We start from the raw sequence: 20447 nt of genomic DNA, 5'->3' as shown, positions 1-20447 counted from the left end.
ACGATACCGGTCCGTCAGGGAGGAAAACCATGTTCGACCGGCATTACACGGTCTGGCCCAAGGGCGTACCTAAACACCTGACCCTGCCCGAGACCAGCCTGTACGAGAATATCGAGATTTCCGCCCGCCGCTTTCCGCGCAAACCGGCCCTGCTCTATTACGGCACGGCTTTGTCCTATGCCGAGCTGAAACACCATATCGACCGGCTGGCCGGCTGGCTGGAGCAGCATTGCGGCGTGAAGAAAGCCGACCGCGTGCTGCTGTATATGCAGAACAGTCCGCAATTCGTGATCGCCTATTACGCGATCCAGCGGCTGACCGCCGTGGTGGTGCCGGTCAATCCGATGAGCAAGACGGAAGAGCTGCGCCACATCGCCACCGATACCGACGCGACCACGGTGATCTGCGGCCAGGAACTGCTGGGCTTCGTGCAGCCGCTGCTGGGCGAAAATCTGCAGCATGCCGTGGTGGCGGCTTATGGGGATTACGTCACCGCGCCGACCGACCTGCCCCTGCCCGATGTGGTGGCTGTGGCACGAACGGCTTTCGACACGCCCGGCGCCACATCATGGAGCAATGCGCTGGCGGCGCATCTCGCCGCCTCGCCGCACCAAGCCAGTCATGACGACTGGTGCGTGCTGCCCTATTCCTCGGGCACCACCGGCGCGCCGAAGGGCTGCCTGCACAACATACGTGGCGTGACGGCCACGCTGTTCGGCTCAATCGCCTGGAACCCGGCGACGCCGGAATCCGTGCAGCTTGTCACCCTGCCGCTGTTCCATGTCACCGGCATGCAGAATTCGATGAACGCGCCCTTGTTCAACGGCGCGACGCTGGTGCTGATGACGCGCTGGGACCGAAGGGTGGCGGCCGAACTGATCCAGCGCCACCGCGTGACGCACTGGCGCAACATCACCACCATGTGCATCGACTTCCTGTCCGATCCGGCCATCGGCAAATACGACCTCTCCAGCCTGACCGGCATCGGCGGCGGCGGTGCGCCGATGCCGAAGGCAGTGGCGGCGAAACTGAAGGAACTGACCGGGCTGGATTACATCGAGGGTTATGGCCTGTCGGAGACTATTGCCGCCACGCATATCAACCCGGTCGACAATCCCCGCCCGCAATGCTTAGGCATTCCGGTCTTCGACGTGGATTCCCGCGTGGTCAACCCCGATACCCTGCAGGAACTGGGACCGGGCGAAACCGGCGAGATCGTGGTGGCCGGGCCGCAGGTATTCCTGGGTTACTGGAACCGGCCGGCCGAAACGGCGGCGGTGTTCTTCGAGCGCGACGGCAAACGGTTCTTCCGCACCGGCGATCTGGGCTATTACGACGAGGAAGGCTATTTCTTCCTGGTCGACCGGCTGAAACGCATGATCAACGCCTCGGGCTTCAAGGTCTGGCCGACCGAAATCGAGGCGATGATGTACGCCCATCCCGGCATCCGCGAGGTCTGCATCATCGCCACGCCCGATGCCCATCGCGGCGAAACGGTGAAGGCCGTGATCGTACCGAAGGACGATGCGAAGAATTTGACGGCGGAAGAGATTCAGTCCTGGTGCCGCGACCGCATGGCCGCCTATAAGGTGCCGCGCGTGGTGGTGTTCGCTGATGCGCTGCCGAAATCGGCCACCGGCAAGATCCTGTGGCGCGTGCTGCAGGACCAGGAACGCAGCACTGCATCAAACTGATGGAATCACCATGCCGCTCGTCCCGCCCCTGCCCGAAGACCATAACCCGGAGCTGGTCGATCTGATCCAGTTCTTTCGCGGCCCGCTGGGCGTGGTGCCCAACAGCGTGCTGACCATGCAGCGCCGGCCGGCCATCGCGCGCGCCTTCACGGCGCTGAACCAAGCCGTGATGGAAAACGGCGGACGCGTCACTGCGGAACAGAAGCGCCTGATCGGCTATGTCGCCTCTCACGCTGCCGGTTGCCGCTATTGCGAGGCGCATACCATCCTGGCCGCCGAACGCTTTGGCGCGACGCCGGAACGGCTGGCGACGATCTGGGAATACCAGACCAGTCCGCATTTTTCCGATGCCGAACGCGCTGCCTTTGATTTCGCGCTGGCGGCTGCCTGCGTGCCGTCTGCCGTGACGCCGGAGATCCAGGCCAACCTGCGCAAACACTGGACCGATGACGAGATCGTCGAGATCATGGGCGTGATCGCCCTGTTCGGCTTTCTCAACCGGTGGAATGATTCCATGGCCACCACGCTGGAGGATATCGGCGTGGATGCCGGCAGCCGAAACCTGGCCCATACCGGCTGGCAGCCGGCCAAACACCGAGAATAGATCAGATCGGGAATAGGGCTCAGGCGGGGAAGCCCACCTTCTGCGGCCACAGATTGGCATAAGCCCGGATCGATACCGAGGCATAGACACCATTCTGCGTGAATGGCTCGTGCCGCAGCCATTCTTCGGCGGCGGCGCGGTCGGGGAAATCGATCACCAGCAGGCTGCCCTGCATCGTCGTGCCATCGTCGGCCAGCAAAGGTCCGGCAAAGGCGATGCGGTCGGCAACCTTCGCCAGATAATCCTTGTGCACAGGCCGCCATTTCAGGCGCAGGTCGGCCGCGCCTGGCTTATCGAGATTGTAGAAGCAGAACAGCATGCTCGCCTCGTCTGTCAGTAACCCAGGCTGTGCGGCAGCCACAGCACGATCTGGGGCATTGCGATCAGCAGCACCAGCGCCAGCATCATCGCCAGCACGAACCAACCGGCCCAGCGCGTGGTCTGCTCGATCGGCACGCCGGCCAGCTTGGACGATACCATCAGGTTCACCGCCATCGGCGGGGTGAACTGACCGATGGCCACCATATAGGTGAGCAGCACGCCGAACCAGACCGGGTCCCAGGCAAAGGCGCGCATCATAGGCAGCAGGATCGGCAGGAAGATCAGGAAGATCGAGATGCCATCCAGCACCATGCCGACGAACAGCAGCACCACCACGATCATCGCCAGCGTGCCGTAGGACCCCAGGCCGCTGCCGGTGATGGCCCGGGCAATCGGATCGACGATGCCCAGCGTGTTGACCGCATAGGCGAAGATGCTGGCCAGCGCTACCACGATCATGATGATGCCCGAGGTCTCGGCCGCATCGACCAGGATATCGAGCAGTTCCTTCATCCTGATCGTGCGATAGATCACCATGCCGACGAACAGGCCGTAGACCACTGCCACCACGGCGGCCTCGGTGGGTGTGAACCAGCCCATGCGCATGCCGCCCAGAATCAGCACCGGCGCGGCCAGGCCCCAGCTTGCCGCGCGCAGCGACGGCCAGAAGGGCGGTCGCGACTGATCCCTGTCGGCCAGGCCGAAGCCATGCCGCCTGGCCAGCCAGTATGCCGGTATCATCAGGGCGACACCGGCCAGCAGGCCCGGAATGAGTCCGGCCGCAAACAGGGCCGGCACGGAGGCGCCCGGCACCAGCACCGAATAGACGATGAAGGCGATGGACGGCGGGATCAGGATATCTATGGCGGCGGCGGAGCCGATCACGGTGGCGGAATAGGCCGGCGGGTAGCCGGATCGCGCCATGGCCGCCAGCATCACGCCGCCCACGGCCGCCGCCGTGGCCGGGCCGGAACCGGATATGCCACCCAGCAGCATGGCAACCGCGATGGCCACCAGCGGCAGCCGTCCGGGCTTGCGGCCCACGATGGCGATGGCGAGATTGACCAGCCGCGCGGCCACACCGGATTTTTCGAAGATCACGCCGACCAGCACGAACATCGGCAGGGCCAGCAACGGATACTTGGCGATGCCGGCATAGAAGTTGTTCGGCAGCGACATCAAGCCCAGATCGGCCAGCCAGATACCGAGCGCGCCGCCCAGCATCAGCGCCACGCCGATCGGCACACCGGCCAGCATCAGCACGACGAAGACGGCGAAGATGGAAAAGCCGATCATGCTTTCGCCCGCCACTTGCGCCAAAAGACCTGCGCCGCGCGGACAACAATGGCCGCCGACAACACCGGCAGCCACACGCTGTACCACCATTGCGGTATGCCGATGCCCGGCGAGGTCACGTCGAAGCGGTAATCGTCATAGGCAAAGCGGGCCGCCAGCGCGGTAAGGATGACAAAACCAACAACCGTGGCGGCCGCTGATATCAAAGCCAGCATGCGGCGGCGGCCGGCCGAGCCGCGTTCGAAAAACGCCTCAATGCGGATATGGCGGTCGCGCGCCACGGCGGCGCTGGCCGCCACCATGGTGAGGATCACCATCAGCGAGATGGAAATCTCTTCGGTCCAGGCGAAGGACTGGTTGGTGAAATAGCGCGCGATCACGTTGGCGAAGGTGATCGCCGCCAGCAGCAGCATGACGGCCGCACCGACCCAGTCCTCCCAGCGCAGCCGGCCGCGTGCCTGCGGCTGGGGCGGCATCAATGGATCTGGTTTCGAGGTTTCCTGCACGCTACTTCCCCCATACCGGCAACCGGCGGCGGCCGGCCGGAAAAGCAAAGGCCGGGAAATCCCGGCCCCGCTTCCGGCCTGCGCCACTTGCCGCGCCGATCAGGCCTTCTTGCGCGAGGCGGCGACGGCAGTCTCGGCCTTCTTCACCAGATCGGGCCCGATCTGCTGCACCCACTTATCGTAGGCCGGCTTGACCGCCTGCTTGAAGGCATCCTTCTCGGCAGCAGTCAGCTCGGTGACCTTCACGCCCAGCGCCTCGACTTCCTTCACAAAGGAACTGTCGCTGGCGGTGAGACCCTTGCGGGCAATGGCGATTTCCTGCTTGCCGGCATCGATGGCGGCCTGACGCACGATCTTCTGGTCGTCGGCGCTCCAGGACTTCCACACATCCTGGTTGGCGACGAAGATCAGCGGATCGGCCACATAGCCCCAGCGCGTGACGAATTTCTGCGCCAGCGTGTTGAGCTTGGCCGCCGTGAAGACATGCAGCGGATTCTCCTGACCCTCGACCGCGCCAGACGCCAGCGCCGGCTGCGCATCGGCCCAGCTCATCTGCGTCGGGTTGGCACCGAGCGCCGTGAAGGTGTCGTTGAAGATCGGCGAACCGACGACGCGGAATTTCAAGCCCTTCATGTCGGCCGGCTTGCGGATCTCGTGCTTGGAATTCGAGACCTCGCGGAAACCGTTCTCGCCCCAGGCCAGCGGCATCACGCCGTTCTTCTCGACCAGGGCCATGATCTCCTTGCCCACGTCGCCCTGAACCATGGCATCGAGGCCGGCATGGTCCTGCGCCAGGAAGGGCAGCGAGAAAAGGTTGAGCTGCTTGATCTGCGGCGACCAGTTGATGGTCGAGCCGATGGCGAGATCAATCACGCCCTGACGGATCGCGGTGAATTCACGGGTCTGGTCGCCATTCACCAGCGACACGCCGGGATACATCTTGATGTTGATGCGGCCCTGGGTGCGCTCCTTCACCAACTCGATCCAGATGTCGCCGCCCTTGCCCCACGGGAAGGCCGAACCGACCACGGTGGAGAGCTTGTATTCCGGCTTGTAATTGCTGGCATAGGCGCTGCGGCCGATGATGGCGGGCGCGGCGAAAAGAGCGGTGCCGGCAAGACCGGCCTTGAGCAGCGAACGACGATCCATGGTCTGTTTCCTCCAGTGTTTATTTTTGTTGTTCAGCCAATACAGCATTCCGTGTGGCGCGCCAAGATGGGATGGATACGGAGCGACGCATCTGCCGCTTTCCTGCCCTGCTCATCGCGCAAGCAATTCGCGCGCCTTCGCCGCGATGCGCGCCGGCGTGACCCGCGTTTCCGCTTCCAGCACCGGGGCATAACCCACCGGAGCGCGCAATCCGCCCAGCCGCGCCACCCTGACGTTGCCGGCTTCAGCCAAAGTCGCCGCGATTTCCGCGCCGAAACCGGCCACCTGGATCGCTTCATGCGCCACCAGCACGCGGCCGGTTTTCGCTGCGGATGCGAAGACGGCTTCGCGATCCCAGGGCCAGAGCGTGCGCAGATCGATCACTTCGGCGTCGATACCCTCGCCGGCCAAGGTATCGGCTGCTTCCAGCGACCAATGCACCGCCTTGCTCCAGCTGATGATGCTGAGATCCTTGCCCGGCCTGCGTATGGCAGCCTTGCCGAGCGGTATGGCGGCGGCCGGATCGACCTCGCCCTGCAATGCCCAGAGTTCCTTATGCTCGAAATAGGTGACCGGATCGCCGCATTGCAGCGCGGCCTGCAGCAGGCCGTAATTGTCCTGCGGCGTGGAAGGCGCCACCACCACCAGGCCCGGCACATGGGCGAACCAGCCTTCCAGCGACTGCGAATGCTGGGCGGCTGACGCGCTCCAGATGCCGATGGGCATGCGGATCACGGCCGGTACGCGGCCCTGGCCCCCGAACATGAAGCGGTTCTTGGCGGCCTGGTTGATGATCTCGTCCATGGCGCAGAGCGCGAAGTCGATCACGCGCAGTTCGATCACCGGCTTCAGGCCGGTCAGCGCCATGCCGACGGCGGCGCCCATGATGGTGGCTTCCGAGATCGGCGTGTCGATCACGCGGTCGGATCCGAAAGCCTGCTGCAGACCGGCATACTGGCCAAAGATGCCGCCCCGGCCAACATCCTCGCCGAGCGCCACGATGGTCGCATCGCGACGCATGGCATCGTTCAGGGAGGCAGCCGCCGCAGCGGCATAGCTCATCACAGCCATTGTCCCGCTCCCGTATCCTGGATATGCGAGAAGGCTGCATCCGTCTGCGGCCATGGCGCCCGCAGAGCGGTCTTGATCGCGGCGGCGACTTCATCGCGCGCCGCCTGCATCACCGCATCGATCCCGGCATGGTCCATGCCATGAGCACGCAGTTGCGCCGCTGTCACCAGCAGGGGGTCGGATTTCAGTGCCGCCTCCAGTTCCTTCGGATCGCGATAGACGGCGGGATCGACCGAGACATGGCCCTTGAAGCGGTAGGTGCGGGCATGCAGCAGGCGCGGCCCTTTGCCGGCGCGGATATCGGCAATCATCTGCCGCGCGGTTTCCGATACGGCCCCGGCATCGTTGCCATCGACCACGGCGGCCTCGATGCCGAAACTGCGCGCGCGCGCCGCTGCACCTTCGCCGGCCGACATCGCGCCGGTCTTGGTGGTGGCCGACCACTGGTTATCCTCGCAGACGAACAGGATCGGCAACTGGAAGGCCGCGGCCCAGTTCAGGCTTTCGGCGAAGGGGCCACGATTGATGGCACCATCGCCGAAGAAGGTGACGGCGATGGCATCCAATTTACGGATCTTGATCGACTGCGCCGCGCCCAGCGCAATGGGAATGCCGGCGGCAACAACGCCGTTGGCGCCCAGCATGCCAACTGAAAAGTCGGCGATATGCATCGAACCGCCACGACCGCCGCAGAAGCCGGTCGCCTTGCCGAACAGCTCGTGCATCATGCGTTCGAGATCGGCGCCCTTGGCCAGCGTGTGGCCATGGCCGCGATGGGTGGAGGTGAGATAGTCGCTGGCGCGGAGGTGTCGGCACACGCCGGCCGGCACGGCTTCCTGCCCGGTGGAAAGATGCAGCGGCCCACGCACATGCGCCTGGCCGGCGGCCTGCTGGCCGAAGGCGGCAACGCCGCCCTTGCTGGCTTCCTCGGCGGCATCCTCGAAGGCGCGGATGCGGCACATCATGCGATAGAGCTCCAGCAGCTCGGCTGCCGGAATATTGGGTGGGTTCACGGGCCTGTTCTCGGGATTTTATGTTCTTGTTGGTCCCGACCGTAGCAATGGATCGTACAGTGATCAATTGGCGCGGGCGCGCAAAACGCGAAACTTCAGCCGAAAGTCAGCCGCGCCTGCCGGTTCTCCAGGGCGGACAGCACGCTCATGCCGGTGATCGCCGAGGTTTTTGGGTTGGCCGCGCTGCTGCGCCCCGACACGGTGACGGTGAGCCGCGAGGATGTGCTTTCCGCCTCGATGCAGCCGGTATTGCCGGTGGCGGCGGGATCGGCCACCAGTTTCACCTGCGTGCGCTCGAAGCCCAGACCGGCCAGCGCGACGGTCGCCGCGAGGTTGGCATTCTTGGGATAACGCAACGCCGCTTCGTCGGCACGGCCGGAGAAGATCACCGTGGGCGCTGCGATGGCTTCGAGGTCGAAAGCCTGTTCCGCCGGCGTACCTTTCCAGGCCTTCGGCGGCTTGGTCGAGGTGTAGGTGACGCTGTGCAAACCGTCCTGGCGCATCGCCAGCAGGCCATCGAGGCCCGCCGTGGCGCCGACCGGAATCACCAGACGTCCCGTGCCCGCATTTGCGAGTTCCAGGATACGCGTGCGGATTGCCGCATCGGCGAGCGCGCCGGTCGAGATGATGTAATAGTGGCAACCCTGCTTCAGAGCGGCTTCGGCGGTTTCGCGCACCGCCGGCTGGCCGGCCGCCTCGATGATGATATCGGGCCGATGCGCGAGGAAATCGGCGAGGCTGTCGGCCACCGCCAGGCCCGGCCAGGCTTGCTGCGCCTCTGCAAGCTGATATGGCCGCACCAGCAAGGCGATCATGTCATGACCATCGATGGGCCGTTGCGCCCAGGCGGCCAGGATCGACCGTCCGATGCCGCCATACCCGATAAGGCCGAGCCGCAATGTCATGCGACCGGTTTAACGTTCCCGGAAGGCCGTGTCGATGGCGCACCCAATGGCATGCCCAGCCTTGGCTGAGAGGCATCCGGCCCGGTTAGAACGAATGACGGCTGCGCGTTGCCCTTGAGGGATCGAACGGCGGCAGCAGGTGGCTGGCGGAGGGAGTGGGATTCGAACCCACGATACCCTTTTGAGGTATACACACTTTCCAGGCGTGCGCCTTCGACCACTCGGCCATCCCTCCGGCGCGGCCGGCACTATACCCGCCGGACACGAATTTGCAATCGGCCCACGGGACGGCGTAAAGTCTTGGGCCGACGGGCGGATTCACCAGGGGGAGCATCGTGCTGCTGGGACGGATTCTGGGCTGGCTGCTGCTGGCGCTGGCGATGCTGGCACTGGGTGGCGACGGGTTGCGCTGGCTGGAAAGCGGCCGGCTCATGCTGATCAGCCTGCGCGACTTCTGGATGCATTTCCATCCCGAGGGTCCGGCCCTGCTGCAGAGCCTGCTGCCGCCCGTGGTGTGGGACCCCGCCATGGTGGCGATCCTGGCCGCGCCGGCCGGCCTCGTGCTGGGCGGCCTGGGCCTGGTGCTGCTGATCCTGTTCCGCCGGCAGCCGCCGAAACGGCGCCAGCGCTTCGGAGCCCTGGCCTAAAAACCGCTCAGTTGTCCGAGATCTTCAGCGCGGCAATGAAGGCTTCCTGCGGGATCTCCACATTGCCCACATTGCGCATGCGCTTCTTGCCCTCTTTCTGCTTCTCCAGCAGCTTGCGCTTGCGGCTGATGTCGCCGCCGTAGCATTTCGCCAGCACGTCCTTGCGCAGGGCCGAGATGTCTTCGCGGGCGATGATGCGTCCGCCGATGGCGGCCTGGATCGCGATCTTGAACATCTGGCGCGGGATCAGTTCCTTCAGCCGCTCGCAGAGCTGCCGCCCGCGCGTCTCGGCGCGGGCCGAATGCACGATGGTGGCCAATGCGTCGACATTCTCGGCATTGACCAGGATGGTCATCTTCACCAGCTGGCCCGGCTCGTAGCCATCCATCTGGTAGTCGAAGCTGGCATAGCCGCGGCTGACCGACTTGAGCCGGTCGTAGAAATCGAACACCACCTCGTTCAACGGCAGGCGGTAGATCACCATGGCGCGGTTGCCGACATAGGTGAGCTCGATCTGACGGCCGCGCTTTTCCTCGCACAATTTAAGGATGGCGCCCAGATGCTCGTCCGGCACCATGATGGAGGCCTTGATCCACGGCTCGTCGATATGGTCGATCAGCATCGGATCGGGCATGTCGGCCGGGTTATGCACCTCTTCCATCGTGCCGTCGGTCTTGTAGACGTGATAGATCACGCTGGGCGCGGTGGTGATGAGATCGAGGTTGAATTCGCGCTCCAGCCGCTCCTGGATGATTTCCAGATGCAGCAGGCCTAAGAAGCCGCAGCGGAAGCCGAAGCCGAGCGCCGCCGAGCTTTCCATCTCGAAATGGAAGCTGGCATCGTTCAGCCGCAGCTTGGCCAGGCTTTCGCGCAGTTCGGGGAAGGCACTGGCATCGACCGGGAACAGGCCGCAGAACACCACGGGGATCGAGGGCTTGAAGCCCGGCAGCGCCTCGGCGGCCGGCCGCTTCTCGTCGGTGATGGTGTCGCCGACGCTGGTATCGGCCACTTCCTTGATCGCCGCCGTGAAGAAGCCCATCTCGCCGGGGCCGAGTTCGTCCACCATAACCTTCTTGGGCGTGGTGACGCCGACGCGTTCCACCAGATGCACAGCGCCCGACGACATGAACTTGATCTTCATGCCCTTCTTGATCGTGCCGTCGATCACGCGGAACAGCACCACGACGCCCAGATAGGCATCGTACCAGCTATCCACCAGCAAAGCTTTCAGCGGCGCGGCGCGGTCGCCTTTGGGTGCCGGCAGGCGGTTGACCAGCGCTTCCAGCACCAGATCGATGCCGATGCCGGTCTTGGCCGAGATCGGCACGGCATCGGATGCATCGAGGCCGATCACATCCTCGATCTGCTGCTTCACGCGGTCGGCATCGGCCGCCGGCAGGTCGATCTTGTTCAGCACCGGCACGATTTCGTGGTTGGCGTCGAGTGCCTGATAGACGTTGGCCAGCGTCTGCGCTTCCACGCCCTGGCTGGCATCGACCACCAGCAGCGAGCCTTCACAGGCGGCGAGCGAGCGGCTGACCTCGTAGGCGAAGTCGACATGGCCGGGCGTGTCCATCAGGTTGAGCACGTAGGTCTTGCCGTCCTTGGCCTTGTAGTTCAGGCGCACGGTCTGCGCCTTGATGGTGATGCCGCGCTCCTTCTCGATGTCCATGCTGTCGAGGATCTGCTCGCTCATCTCGCGCTTTTCCAGCGCGCCGCAGGCCTCGATCAGGCGGTCGGCCAGAGTCGATTTGCCATGGTCGATATGGGCGATGATCGAGAAGTTGCGGATCAGGGACAGGTCGGTGGCCACAGCGGACTCGTTTCCAGCGCGTGTTTCAGCGGAACAGGCTCAGGACATTGCCCTCGCGGGATTCCTGAGACGGAATTTTCATGATGCCGGATGCGCGCAGGCAGGGCGCGCCATCGGCGGTGATCAGGCATTCGGAAAAGCCGAGGTTGCGCGTCATGCGGATCAGACGGCCCTTGCCCTCGACCCAGGCGCCCAGCGGCGCCGGCCCGACATAATCGCCGCCAAGCTGCACCGTGGGCAGAAACTTCTTGCCGCCGGCCGCGACCGAGACGGTGAAACCCAGCAGCATGTCGGCGAAGGTCATCAGCATGCCGCCATGGCAGATCTGCATCGGGTTGCAGTGGCGCAGCTCGACGCGGAAACCCATCACCGGCAGACCATCGGCCTCGTCCAGCCGACCCCAGAGCGGGCCGTTGGTTTCCATGAAGCCGGCCAGCAGGTCGAGCTTCTTCATGCCGGCGGGGGCCGCTGCCGGCTGGTCGGTGATCGGGGGTGCGCTCATGGGCGGGGGTTGTAGCATCCGCCATGATGGGCGGCAACGCAGGCCGCAGCGGAGCAGTCCCCGACAAGGCCGGCCGTTTTGCGCGGCTTTCGGATGCAGCCACACCGCCGGCCGGCGCTCCTGCGCGCAATGGCGCCATTTCGCGGCAGGCGGCGAAGGTTTTGCGTCGTTTTGCGATGGTTTTGATAGTGTAAACCATTGATTTCTATTGAATCGGATTTTTGGGATGCAGAATCGCTTCACCACCGATCAGCCCTTGTTCAGATAGAACAAAGAGCGTACATTTCAATCCTGATCCCCGGAGACGTCCTCATGCCCCCTGCCCTGCCGCCCGCACCCCATCCCGCCGACGAGCTGGGCCGCGAATATGCGATCTGCGAGCAAGAATGCCGGGCGCTGGCCGCCCATCTGGGCCGGCGGCCGCGTTTGAACCCGCAGGAGGCGGAAACCTACAAGGCGCTGCTGCGCCGCCGGGCGCGGATCGCCGATGAATGGCGGCTGGCGCGGAGCCTGGACTAAAGTCGCCCCGCGCTCGCCTTCAGTGCGACAGCAGGGCCGGAACCTGCAGGTCTTTCAGGATGCCGTTCGTGGCGCCGCCCAGGACGAAGTCGCGCACCCTGGAATGACCGAAGCCGCCCATGACCAGCAGGCCGGCACCGAGTTCCCTGGCCTTGTCCTGGAGCAGCTTAGCAACGGGGTTGAACCTGCCGCCGCCGACATTGATGGTCTGCGCCGGAATCCCCCAGCGAGACAGATAATCCACCAGACGGGCATTCGGATCGTCACTCGGCAACTGCTTCTCCTCCGTCACCGTGGCGACGGTGACCTTCGTCGCGCGCTGGAGAAAGTGGGCGGCATCCGTCACCGCACGGGATGCGGCACGCGTTCCGTCCCACGCGATCATCACATGGCCGAAGTCGATTTTCTCCACCTTGTCGGAAACCAGCAATGTCGGCTTGCCCGAGCCGAAGATGATCGCCTCCGCCGCGCCCGGGGCCGATGCGCTGGTGTCCAGGTCCACGACAACCAGATCGTGATATCGCGCATGCACCGCCGTCACATCCCCGAACTCCGGCGGAAAGCACACGACTTCCGTGGTCCGGAACTGCAATTTTTGTCCCGCCAGCGCCTGGCCGATTACTTCAACCAGGACTCTTGCGCGCGCGCGGCAATCCGTCTTCACGTCACGGACCATCGACGGCACATCGAGCATCATGTTGCCAAGTGCGCTTGCCACGGGCGGAAAATCCGGCACATGGACCAGGGCATGCACATCTGCTGCAAGATATTTCGCTATACCAGTGACGTTATCGATCAGCTTATCGGCATTTCCGGCCTGATAGGTGATTACCGGTACCAGCAATTGCAATGCCATCATCTGCTCCCTGCCTCGTTCTTTCGCTCTCATCAAAGATGCGTGGCGTCGATAACACGCGGCAGGCCAGACGAGGTTGACGCAGGTCAAAAAGGCTTCCAATCGCGCGCCAAGACACAATTTTGTGCGCGAACATTTGCCCGGTGATGAAGAAACCAATGACGGGACGGATCATGATACCGTTGAGACTGCAGCATGCCGTAGCAGCGTGGATCATAATACCGCTGCGAATGGGATGGCGGATGTGATGGGACGCAATGGTCGAATAAACACGGCCGGGCAGAAATACCCGTCATTCACGTTTCAGCGCTTCAGAAAAAAGCAAGAAAGCGTCGGTGCCCGGCCAGAAAACATTTCCTGATCCGGGCATGACGGTCATCAGAAACTCACCCCTTCACCACGGCTTCGGCGATGGCCTTGCCCACATCGGTGGTATTGGCCTGGCCGCCCATGTCGGGCGTGCGCGGGCCGGCTTCCAGCACCTCTTCGATGGCTTTCATAACGGCCGCGGCCGCGTCCTTATGGCCCAGATGCTCCAGCATCATGGCGCCGCACCAGATCTGGCCCACCGGATTGGCGATGCCACGCCCCGCGATATCCGGCGCCGAGCCATGCACGGGTTCGAACAGCGAGGGGAATTTGCGTTCGGGGTTGAGGTTGGCCGAGGGTGCGATGCCGATGGTGCCGGTGCAGGCCGGGCCGAGATCGGAGAGGATGTCGCCGAACAGGTTGGACCCCACCACCACGTCGAACCAGTCGGGATGCTGCACGAAATGGGCGGTGAGGATGTCGATATGGAACTTGTCGACCTTCACGCCGGGATAGTTCTTCTGCATCTCGGCCACGCGCTCGTCCCAGTAGGGCATGGTGATCGAAATGCCGTTCGACTTGGTGGCCGAGGTGAGATGCTTCTTCGGCCGGCTCTGCGCCAGCTCGAAGGCGAATTTCAGGATGCGGTCCGTGCCGATGCGGCTGATGATGGTTTCCTGGATGGCGAATTCGCGTTCGGTGCCGGCGAACATGCGGCCGCCGATGGAGGAATACTCCCCTTCCGTATTCTCGCGCACGACATAGAAATCGATGTCGCCCACCTTGCGGTTGGCCAGCGGCGACGGTACGCCCGGCATCAGGCGCACGGGGCGCAGGTTCACATACTGGTCGAATTCGCGACGCCACTGGATCAGCGAACCCCAGAGCGAGATGTGATCGGGCACCTTCTCGGGCCAGCCCACGGCGCCGAAGAAGATAGCATCGTGGCCGCCGATTTTCTGCTTCCAGTCGTCCGGCATCATCTTGCCGTGTTTCAGGTAGTAGTCGCAGCTCCAGTCGAAGGAATCGAAGGCGAAACCGATATCGAAGCGGCGCGCGGCGGCGTCCATCACGCGCAGGCCCTCGGGCACTACTTCCTTGCCGATGCCGTCGCCGGGTATGACCGCGATCCTGTGTGTTTTGCTCATGACGTTTCCTGTCTTTGGATAAGGCCATGAGTATAGGCGGCAGTGGCAGCGGCGCAACGTGGAGAGCACCAGATGCACTACAGGTATGACTGGCGGCGTCGCTTCAGATCCCGCGTTCCCAAACCGCGTTGTCGGTGACGATGTAATCCACGCGGCCATCCTGCAGCAGCTGCAGCGCCTCGGCCGGGGCATCGGCCGGCGGTGCAGAGCCGGCCTGCATCGGCAGGCCGAGCAGGGCCGGCCATTCGTTCAGGTTGGCATAGGCCGCGAGCAGGTCGGCCAGCAAGGGCTGCTGCCGCGCATCGACCGCAACGGGCACCACCAGGCCATCGGGCAGCAAGGCGGCATGCAGGGTCTGCTGCCAGCGCGGCGCCGGCAGGGCCGCGACGCCGCCCTGGGCCTGTGCGGCATCGAGGCCGGGACAGAGCAGGCCGAGGCCGACCTCGGGGACATAAACCGAGGGCGGCAACCAGCCAGGCCGGTCCAGCCGCTGGTTCGCCGCAGCCGTCGCGCCGGCATTGGCGCCGGAGAACAGCACCACCCGCGCCGCGCCGCCATCGGCGCCATAGGCGCGGCCATCGTAACAGGCGACCAGCTTGCCGGCATTGAGCAGGGCGGCAGCGGCGCGCACCGGATCGTGGCTCACCAGCCGGCAGCCGGCATTGCCCAGCACCGGATCGATATCGGCGCCGTAATCGCGGCCCCAGGCCGCGCGCGACAACGGCTGGCGTTTCTGCAGCCATGCGGCTGTACCATCGCGCTGCAGCAGCAGGTCGAGCACACCGCCCAGCGGCAGGGCGGCATTGGAGGCGCGCGGATAGAGCGACAGGGCGGCCGGCGGGCCGGGCAGATCTAGGGCCTGGCCGATCATGTGCACCAGGCGCGGATCGGCGAACAGGCTGCCGCCCAAAGCCAGATGGCGCAACTCGTGCCGCCGCATCAGCGCAGTGATCGCCTGGGAAAACAGGCTGGCCAGCGCAAACACCAGCGAGGATGCCACCAGCGCCGGCGGCTGTTCGCCCACCAGGCGGCGCAGCCAGCGCTGCATGCCGCCCTCGGCAGTGAAATCGGCGTCGATGCGGCCGGCATCGTCGACGCGCAGATGGGCGAGGAAGGCCTGGCCCAGCATCGGCTCGCCATGGGCAGCCAGTGCGAACAGCGTGGCTGCATCGGGCAGGCCGAGCACATCGACGCATAGGTCGAGCAGGCGGCCGGGATTGAACGCGGCGGACTCGCCTTCGTCGTCGAACAATGCGGCGAGGCGCCCGTATTTCAGCACCTGCGCGCTGCAGCCCTGTTCGCCGGCGGTGAAGACCAGGCCGCTGTCCCATTCGGCCTCGGCCAGCGCCAGCAGGGCCTGGGCGGCATGGTCGCGATGCACATGCACCGCGATGTTGCGGTTGAGTCCGAGATCGTCGAGCAGTAGGGGCATATCGAGCAGGCCGGCGGCCGCTCGGCCATGGCGGCGCATCTCGTCGCTCAGGTTCATCGGCGTGTCGCGGCCGAACATCTGGCGCAAGCCGCGACCGAGCCGGCGCGGCAGCGAGAGCTGGCCGAAATAGCGGCCGGGGAAGACGCCCTGCGACAGCGACAAAGCGCCGATCTCATCAGCGCGGACCTGGGCGATGTCGAGGCATTCGACGATGGCCTCGATGGGCAGACGCCCGCCGTCGCGCGGCATGCCGGTCAGCCGCGCCAGCGGCACGGCGGCCAGCAGCGCATAATCGTCGAAGACCGCCGCCCCGGCGTCAGCCCAACCGGAATGAACGCCAAGGATCAGCATGCCGCGCCCGGCGCCTAGGCCCGCAACGTCGCGCCGCAGGCCTTCTCGGCCGCAGCCACGATCTTCTTCGCCACGGCTTCGATCTCGGCATCGGTCAGCGTCTGCTGGGTCGGCTCCAGCCGCACGGTGATGGCCAGCGACTTGCGGCCCTCGGGAATACCCGGACCGGCGAAGACGTCGAACACGCTGGCGCGCGCGATCAGCGCCTTATCGGAACCGCGCACGGCCTTCAGCAGCGTTTCGGCCGCCACGGATGCATCGACGATGAAGGCGAAATCGCGGTCCACCGCCTGCAGCTCGGACAGCTTGAGCGCCGGCTTGGCCTTGGTCTTCGCGCGGCTGGCCGGGATGCGGTCGAGATAGATCTCGAAGCCCACCAGCGGCCCCTTGATGTCCATGGCCTGGATTGTGCGTGGATGCAGTTCGCCGAAGGCGGCCAGCACCGTCTTGGGGCCGAGGCGCAAGGTGCCCGAGCGGCCGGGATGGTAATAATCCGGCGCACCGTCCATCACCATCAGCGACTCGACCGCCACACCGGCGGCGGCCAGTGCGGCGATGGCATCGGCCTTGGCGTCATAGGCATCGACATTGCGCGGCTTGTCGCGCCAGTGGCGCGGGCCGGTCTGGCCGCGGCGGATGCCGCCGGCAACCAGGGCCTGGCCATCCTGCGCGGCCGAGGCATATTGCGGCCCCAGCTCGAACAGCGCGACATCCATCATGCCGCGATCCATGTTGCGCTTCGCCGCCGCGATCAGACCCGGCAGTGTGGAGGGCCGCATGGCATCCATGTCGGCCGAGATCGGGTTGACCAGCAGCAGTTCGGGCTGGCCGCCGCCAAACACTTCGGCTTCCGAGCGCTTGATGAAAGAGTATGTCACGGCCTCGACTAGGCCACGCGCCGCCAGCGCGCGGCGGACGATGCGGGCACGGCGCTGGCCGGCATTCACCGCCGGCTGCGGCACGGCGCGCGAGACCGGCAGCGGCACGGCGGGAATCGCCTCGAAGCCATGCAGGCGCGCGATTTCCTCGACCAGGTCGGCCTCGCCGTCGATGTCGGGGCGCCACGAAGGCGGTGCCACGGCGAGCGCGTCGCCCGCCGGCATGACGGTGAAGCCGAGCGCCGTGAGGATGCGGGTCTGCTCCGCGATGGCCAAATCGAAGCCGACCAGGCCCTGCAGGCGCGAGGGCCGCAGGGTGAAGCTGCGCCGCCAGTCGGGCTCGGTGCCGTCCACCACCACCTCCGACGGCGTGCCGCCGCACAGATCAAGGATCATCTGCGTCGCCAGCTCGATGCCGGGCCGCACCATGGCCGGATCGACACCGCGCTCGAACCGGTGGCGCGCATCGGAATGGATGCCGAGCCTGCGGCCCGCGGTGGCGATGCGCACCGGATCGAACCAGGCGCATTCGAGGAAGACGTCGGTGGTAGCTTCCGAACAGCCGGAATGCTCGCCGCCCATGATGCCGCCGATGCCCTCGGGGCCATTGTCGTCGGCGATCACGCACATGGTTTCGTCCAGCGCGTATTCGCGGCCGTCCAGCGCGAGCAGCTTCTCGCCCGCCTTGGCCATGCGCGGCTGGATGTCGCCCTTCACCTTGGCGGCATCGAAGACATGCAGCGGACGGCCGAGATCGTAGGTGAAGAAATTGGTGATATCGACCAAAGCCGAGATCGGGCGCAGGCCGATGGCCTTCAGGCGCTGCTGCAGCCAGCGCGGCGACGGGCCGTTCTTCACGCCGCGGACCAGACGGCCGGCGAAGATCGCGCAGGCGCGGTCATTCTCGGGCGTGAACTGGCGGCGCACATTGATCGGGCTTTTGAACTGGCCCGGCACCGGCTTGATCTCGAGCGGCTTGAGCGTGCCCAGCCCGGCAGCGGCCAGATCGCGCGCGATGCCGCGCACGCCGAGGCAGTCGCCGCGGTTGGGCGTCAGCTTGATCTCGATCATCGGATCGTCGAGACCCATCACGGCGGCGAATGGCGCGCCGGTGGGTGCGTCGGCCGGCAGGTCGATGATGCCGGTATGCTCGTCGGTCAGGCCCATCTCGCGTTCGGAGCAGAGCATGCCGTTGGAGGCGACGCCGCGGATGCTGGCAGCCTTGAGCAGCAACTGCGTGCCCGGCACGGTGGAGCCGACCGGCGCGAAGACGCCCTTCATGCCCGCGCGCGCATTCGGCGCGCCGCAGACCACCTGCAGGGTTTCCTTGCCTGTGAAGACCTCGCAAACCCGCAGCTTGTCGGCATTGGGATGCGGCTCGGCCTTCTTCACCTCGGCCACCACGAAGGGGGCGAAGACGGCGGCGGGATCGGTGATGCCCTCGACCTCGAGGCCGATGGCGGTGAGCTTCGCGGCGATCTCGTCGAGCGAGGCATTCGTGTCGAGATGGCTTTTCAGCCAGGCGAGCGTGAATTTCATCGCGCCACCCCCTGGCCCAGAGTGGGCACATCCAGCGGCACGAAACCGTAATGCTTCAGCCAGCGCAGGTCGGCATCGAAGAAGGCGCGCAGATCGGGGATGCCGTATTTCAACATGGCGATGCGGTCGATGCCCATGCCCCAGGCGAAGCCCTGCCATTCGTTCGGATCGAGGCCGCAATGCTGCAGCACGCGCGGATGCACCATGCCGGAGCCGAGGATTTCCAGCCAGTCATCGCCCTCGCCCACGCGCAGCACGCCGCCCTCGCGCGAGCAGTTGATGTCGACTTCCGCCGAGGGTTCGGTGAAGGGGAAATAGCTGGGACGGAAACGCATCTTCACGTTGTCGGTCTCGAAAAAGGCCTTGCAGAACTCGACCAGCACGCCCTTGAGATGGCCCATATGGATGTCGCGGTCGATCACCAGACCTTCGATCTGGTGGAACATGGGCGTGTGCGTCATGTCGTAGTCGGAACGATAGGTGCGGCCCGGCACGACGATGCGATAGGGCGGCGGGCCCGAGCGCATGGTGCGGATCTGCACCGGCGAGGTATGGGTACGCAGCACCATCTGCTCGCCGTCGTCGCGTTTCGGCAGATAGAAAGTGTCCTGCATCTGCCGCGCCGGATGTTCGGCCGGGATATTCAGCGCGGTGAAATTGTGGAAGTCGTCCTCGATATCCGGACCTTCGGCGATCGAGAAGCCCATCGCGGCGAAGATCTCGGTGATCTCGTCGATCACCTGGCTGACCGGATGGATGCGGCCCTGGCTTTCGTGGCTGTCGCTCAGCGGCAGCGTCATGTCGAGCTTTTCCGCCGCCAGCCGCGCGTTGATCGCGGCATCGGCCAGCACGCCCTTGCGCGCCTCGATGGTGCCGCCGAGGCGATCCTTCACCTCGTTGAGCATCTGGGCGCGCGCCTTGCGCTCGTCGGGCGACAGGCCGCCCAGGTCTTTCAGCGCGGCGCTGAGCCAGCCCTTCTTGCCAAGTACGGCAAGGCGAGCCTCTTCCAGGGCTTCCAGCGTCGGAGCCGCAGCCACGGCCTTTTCGGACTCGGCTGCCAGCGTGGCGATCTCGGTCATGCTTCCTCTTTCAACGCACGGATCAGCGACAGCGTGGACAAAAACAAAGGGGGCCGCAATGACGGCCCCCTTCGCAAACGGTCGCTTGAATTGAGTTGGGCGAACGCGGGCCGATCAGGCCGCCGAGGCAGGCAGGGCCGCTTTGGCCTGCGCCACCAGGGCGTTGAAAGCCTCGGGCTCGTGCACGGCGAGATCGGCGAGGACCTTGCGGTCAACCTCGATGCCGGCGAGCGCGAGGCCGTTGATAAATCGGCCGTAGGTCAGACCCTGCTCGCGGGCAGCGGCGTTGATGCGCTGGATCCACAGCGAGCGGAAATTGCGCTTCTTGGCGCGACGGTCGCGGAACGCATACTGCAGTCCCTTTTCGACCTTTTCGATCGCGACGCGGAAGACGGTGGAATTGCGGCCACGATAGCCCTTGGCGAGCTTCAGGACCTTCTTGTGGCGGGCATGGGCGGTGACGCCCCGCTTTACACGTGCCATGTCAGTATCTCCTTAAGCTCAATCGTTCGGCAGGTAGTTCTTGACGATCTTGCGCGCATCGCCTTCGAACACCACGGCGGTGCCGCGATGATTCCGGATCTGCTTGTTGGTGCGCTTGATCATGCCGTGACGCTTGCCGGCGTGCGCCCGCTTGACCTTGCCGGTCGCGGTGAGCTTAAAGCGCTTCTTGGCCGCGCTTTTGGTCTTCATCTTGGGCATTTCATAACCTCCGACGGTATGGAGTGATCTTCTGGGTGGACACGGCAGCCCTTTTGAGCCGGAACACCCGATACGAGGGCGGGGTTGTAGCGGCCGGGCCGGCACTTGGCAAG

At 65.1% G+C, this 20447-nt stretch carries 21 protein-coding genes and 1 tRNA gene; 5 read left to right on the top strand and 17 right to left on the bottom strand.

Features of this window, described 5'->3' with window-relative positions:
- Positions 1-29: 29 nt before the first annotated feature.
- Together ACK4FJ_RS17660 and ACK4FJ_RS17655 are read left to right on the top strand one after the other, a co-directional pair.
- The gene (locus ACK4FJ_RS17660; protein ID WP_409768049.1) at positions 30-1694 is read left to right on the top strand and encodes a long-chain fatty acid--CoA ligase; all 1665 of its coding nucleotides are present in this window, start codon (positions 30-32) and stop codon (positions 1692-1694) included.
- Between the two features lie 10 nt (positions 1695-1704).
- Positions 1705-2298, top strand: a complete 594-nt coding sequence (locus ACK4FJ_RS17655) for a carboxymuconolactone decarboxylase family protein (protein ID WP_409768048.1) — start codon at positions 1705-1707, stop codon at positions 2296-2298.
- Positions 2299-2317: 19 nt separating this feature from the next.
- On the opposite strand, the gene ACK4FJ_RS17650 is transcribed toward ACK4FJ_RS17655, so the two are convergent.
- From ACK4FJ_RS17650 to ACK4FJ_RS17615, 8 genes are all read right to left on the bottom strand, one after another.
- Positions 2318-2617 carry a YciI family protein gene (locus ACK4FJ_RS17650; protein ID WP_409768047.1) on the bottom strand — a complete coding sequence of 100 codons (300 nt, stop codon included), beginning with the start codon at positions 2615-2617 and terminating at the stop codon, positions 2318-2320.
- Between the two features lie 14 nt (positions 2618-2631).
- Positions 2632-3915 carry a TRAP transporter large permease gene (locus ACK4FJ_RS17645; protein ID WP_409768046.1) on the bottom strand — a complete coding sequence of 428 codons (1284 nt, stop codon included), beginning with the start codon at positions 3913-3915 and terminating at the stop codon, positions 2632-2634.
- A complete protein-coding gene (locus ACK4FJ_RS17640; RefSeq protein WP_409768045.1) occupies positions 3912-4391 on the bottom strand; it encodes a TRAP transporter small permease in 480 nt (159 codons plus the stop codon). The genes ACK4FJ_RS17645 and ACK4FJ_RS17640 overlap by 4 nt, the downstream gene beginning before the upstream one ends.
- 129 nt (positions 4392-4520) lie before the next feature.
- Positions 4521-5570 carry a DctP family TRAP transporter solute-binding subunit gene (locus ACK4FJ_RS17635; protein ID WP_409768044.1) on the bottom strand — a complete coding sequence of 350 codons (1050 nt, stop codon included), beginning with the start codon at positions 5568-5570 and terminating at the stop codon, positions 4521-4523.
- A gap of 111 nt (positions 5571-5681) precedes the next feature.
- Positions 5682-6641, bottom strand: coding sequence for an alpha-ketoacid dehydrogenase subunit beta (locus ACK4FJ_RS17630; protein ID WP_409768043.1), 960 nt, complete (start codon positions 6639-6641; stop codon positions 5682-5684).
- Complete coding sequence (locus tag ACK4FJ_RS17625; protein ID WP_409768042.1) at positions 6632-7654, bottom strand: thiamine pyrophosphate-dependent dehydrogenase E1 component subunit alpha; 1023 nt, start codon at positions 7652-7654, stop codon at positions 6632-6634. The genes ACK4FJ_RS17630 and ACK4FJ_RS17625 overlap by 10 nt, the downstream gene beginning before the upstream one ends.
- A gap of 95 nt (positions 7655-7749) precedes the next feature.
- Positions 7750-8559 (bottom strand): aspartate dehydrogenase, encoded by an 810-nt coding sequence (locus ACK4FJ_RS17620; protein ID WP_409768041.1) that lies wholly within the window; start codon positions 8557-8559, stop codon positions 7750-7752.
- 144 nt (positions 8560-8703) lie between these two features.
- Positions 8704-8794: transfer RNA gene (locus ACK4FJ_RS17615), tRNA-Ser, on the bottom strand.
- Between the two features lie 100 nt (positions 8795-8894).
- Here ACK4FJ_RS17615 and ACK4FJ_RS17610 point away from each other — a divergent pair.
- Positions 8895-9206: a hypothetical protein gene (locus tag ACK4FJ_RS17610; RefSeq protein WP_409768040.1), complete on the top strand. Its 312-nt coding sequence runs from the start codon at positions 8895-8897 to the stop codon at positions 9204-9206.
- Between the two features lie 7 nt (positions 9207-9213).
- Here ACK4FJ_RS17610 and lepA read toward each other — a convergent pair whose 3' ends face one another.
- Both lepA and ACK4FJ_RS17600 read right to left on the bottom strand, forming a co-directional pair.
- Positions 9214-11019, bottom strand: coding sequence for a translation elongation factor 4 (lepA, locus tag ACK4FJ_RS17605; protein ID WP_409768039.1), 1806 nt, complete (start codon positions 11017-11019; stop codon positions 9214-9216).
- Positions 11020-11044: 25 nt separating this feature from the next.
- On the bottom strand, positions 11045-11521 hold the full coding sequence (locus tag ACK4FJ_RS17600) for a PaaI family thioesterase (protein WP_409768038.1): 477 nt from the start codon (positions 11519-11521) through the stop codon (positions 11045-11047).
- A 312-nt stretch (positions 11522-11833) separates the two neighbouring features.
- Here ACK4FJ_RS17600 and ACK4FJ_RS17595 point away from each other — a divergent pair, with 312 nt between their 5' ends.
- Positions 11834-12040 (top strand): hypothetical protein, encoded by a 207-nt coding sequence (locus tag ACK4FJ_RS17595; RefSeq protein ID WP_409768037.1) that lies wholly within the window; start codon positions 11834-11836, stop codon positions 12038-12040.
- Positions 12041-12059: 19 nt separating this feature from the next.
- Here the strand turns inward: ACK4FJ_RS17595 and ACK4FJ_RS17590 are convergent, their stop codons facing one another.
- Positions 12060-12899, bottom strand: a complete 840-nt coding sequence (locus ACK4FJ_RS17590; protein WP_409768036.1) for a universal stress protein — start codon at positions 12897-12899, stop codon at positions 12060-12062.
- A gap of 73 nt (positions 12900-12972) precedes the next feature.
- On the opposite strand from ACK4FJ_RS17590, the gene ACK4FJ_RS17585 reads away from it, so the two are divergent.
- Positions 12973-13257, top strand: a complete 285-nt coding sequence (locus tag ACK4FJ_RS17585; protein WP_409768035.1) for a hypothetical protein — start codon at positions 12973-12975, stop codon at positions 13255-13257.
- A gap of 25 nt (positions 13258-13282) precedes the next feature.
- Here the strand turns inward: ACK4FJ_RS17585 and ACK4FJ_RS17580 are convergent, their stop codons facing one another.
- The 6 genes from ACK4FJ_RS17580 to rpmI form a co-directional block, all read right to left on the bottom strand.
- Positions 13283-14353 carry a tartrate dehydrogenase gene (locus ACK4FJ_RS17580; RefSeq protein ID WP_409768034.1) on the bottom strand — a complete coding sequence of 357 codons (1071 nt, stop codon included), beginning with the start codon at positions 14351-14353 and terminating at the stop codon, positions 13283-13285.
- Positions 14354-14456: 103 nt separating this feature from the next.
- Positions 14457-16136, bottom strand: coding sequence for a hypothetical protein (locus ACK4FJ_RS17575; protein ID WP_409768033.1), 1680 nt, complete (start codon positions 16134-16136; stop codon positions 14457-14459).
- 14 nt (positions 16137-16150) lie between these two features.
- Positions 16151-18553 carry a phenylalanine--tRNA ligase subunit beta gene (gene pheT, locus ACK4FJ_RS17570; RefSeq protein ID WP_409768032.1) on the bottom strand — a complete coding sequence of 801 codons (2403 nt, stop codon included), beginning with the start codon at positions 18551-18553 and terminating at the stop codon, positions 16151-16153.
- On the bottom strand, positions 18550-19632 hold the full coding sequence (pheS, locus tag ACK4FJ_RS17565; RefSeq protein ID WP_409768031.1) for a phenylalanine--tRNA ligase subunit alpha: 1083 nt from the start codon (positions 19630-19632) through the stop codon (positions 18550-18552). The genes pheT and pheS overlap by 4 nt, the downstream gene beginning before the upstream one ends.
- 114 nt (positions 19633-19746) lie before the next feature.
- Positions 19747-20115, bottom strand: a complete 369-nt coding sequence (gene rplT, locus ACK4FJ_RS17560) for a 50S ribosomal protein L20 (protein WP_409768030.1) — start codon at positions 20113-20115, stop codon at positions 19747-19749.
- A gap of 18 nt (positions 20116-20133) precedes the next feature.
- Positions 20134-20334, bottom strand: a complete 201-nt coding sequence (gene rpmI, locus ACK4FJ_RS17555) for a 50S ribosomal protein L35 (protein ID WP_409768029.1) — start codon at positions 20332-20334, stop codon at positions 20134-20136.
- Between the last annotated feature and the right edge of the window lie 113 nt (positions 20335-20447).

It is taken from the genome of Ferrovibrio sp. (assembly GCF_046297595.1).
Lineage (GTDB): Bacteria > Pseudomonadota > Alphaproteobacteria > Ferrovibrionales > Ferrovibrionaceae > Ferrovibrio.
The sequence above is the reverse complement of the archived record's forward strand: the minus strand, read 5'-3'. Positions and strand labels throughout refer to the sequence as shown.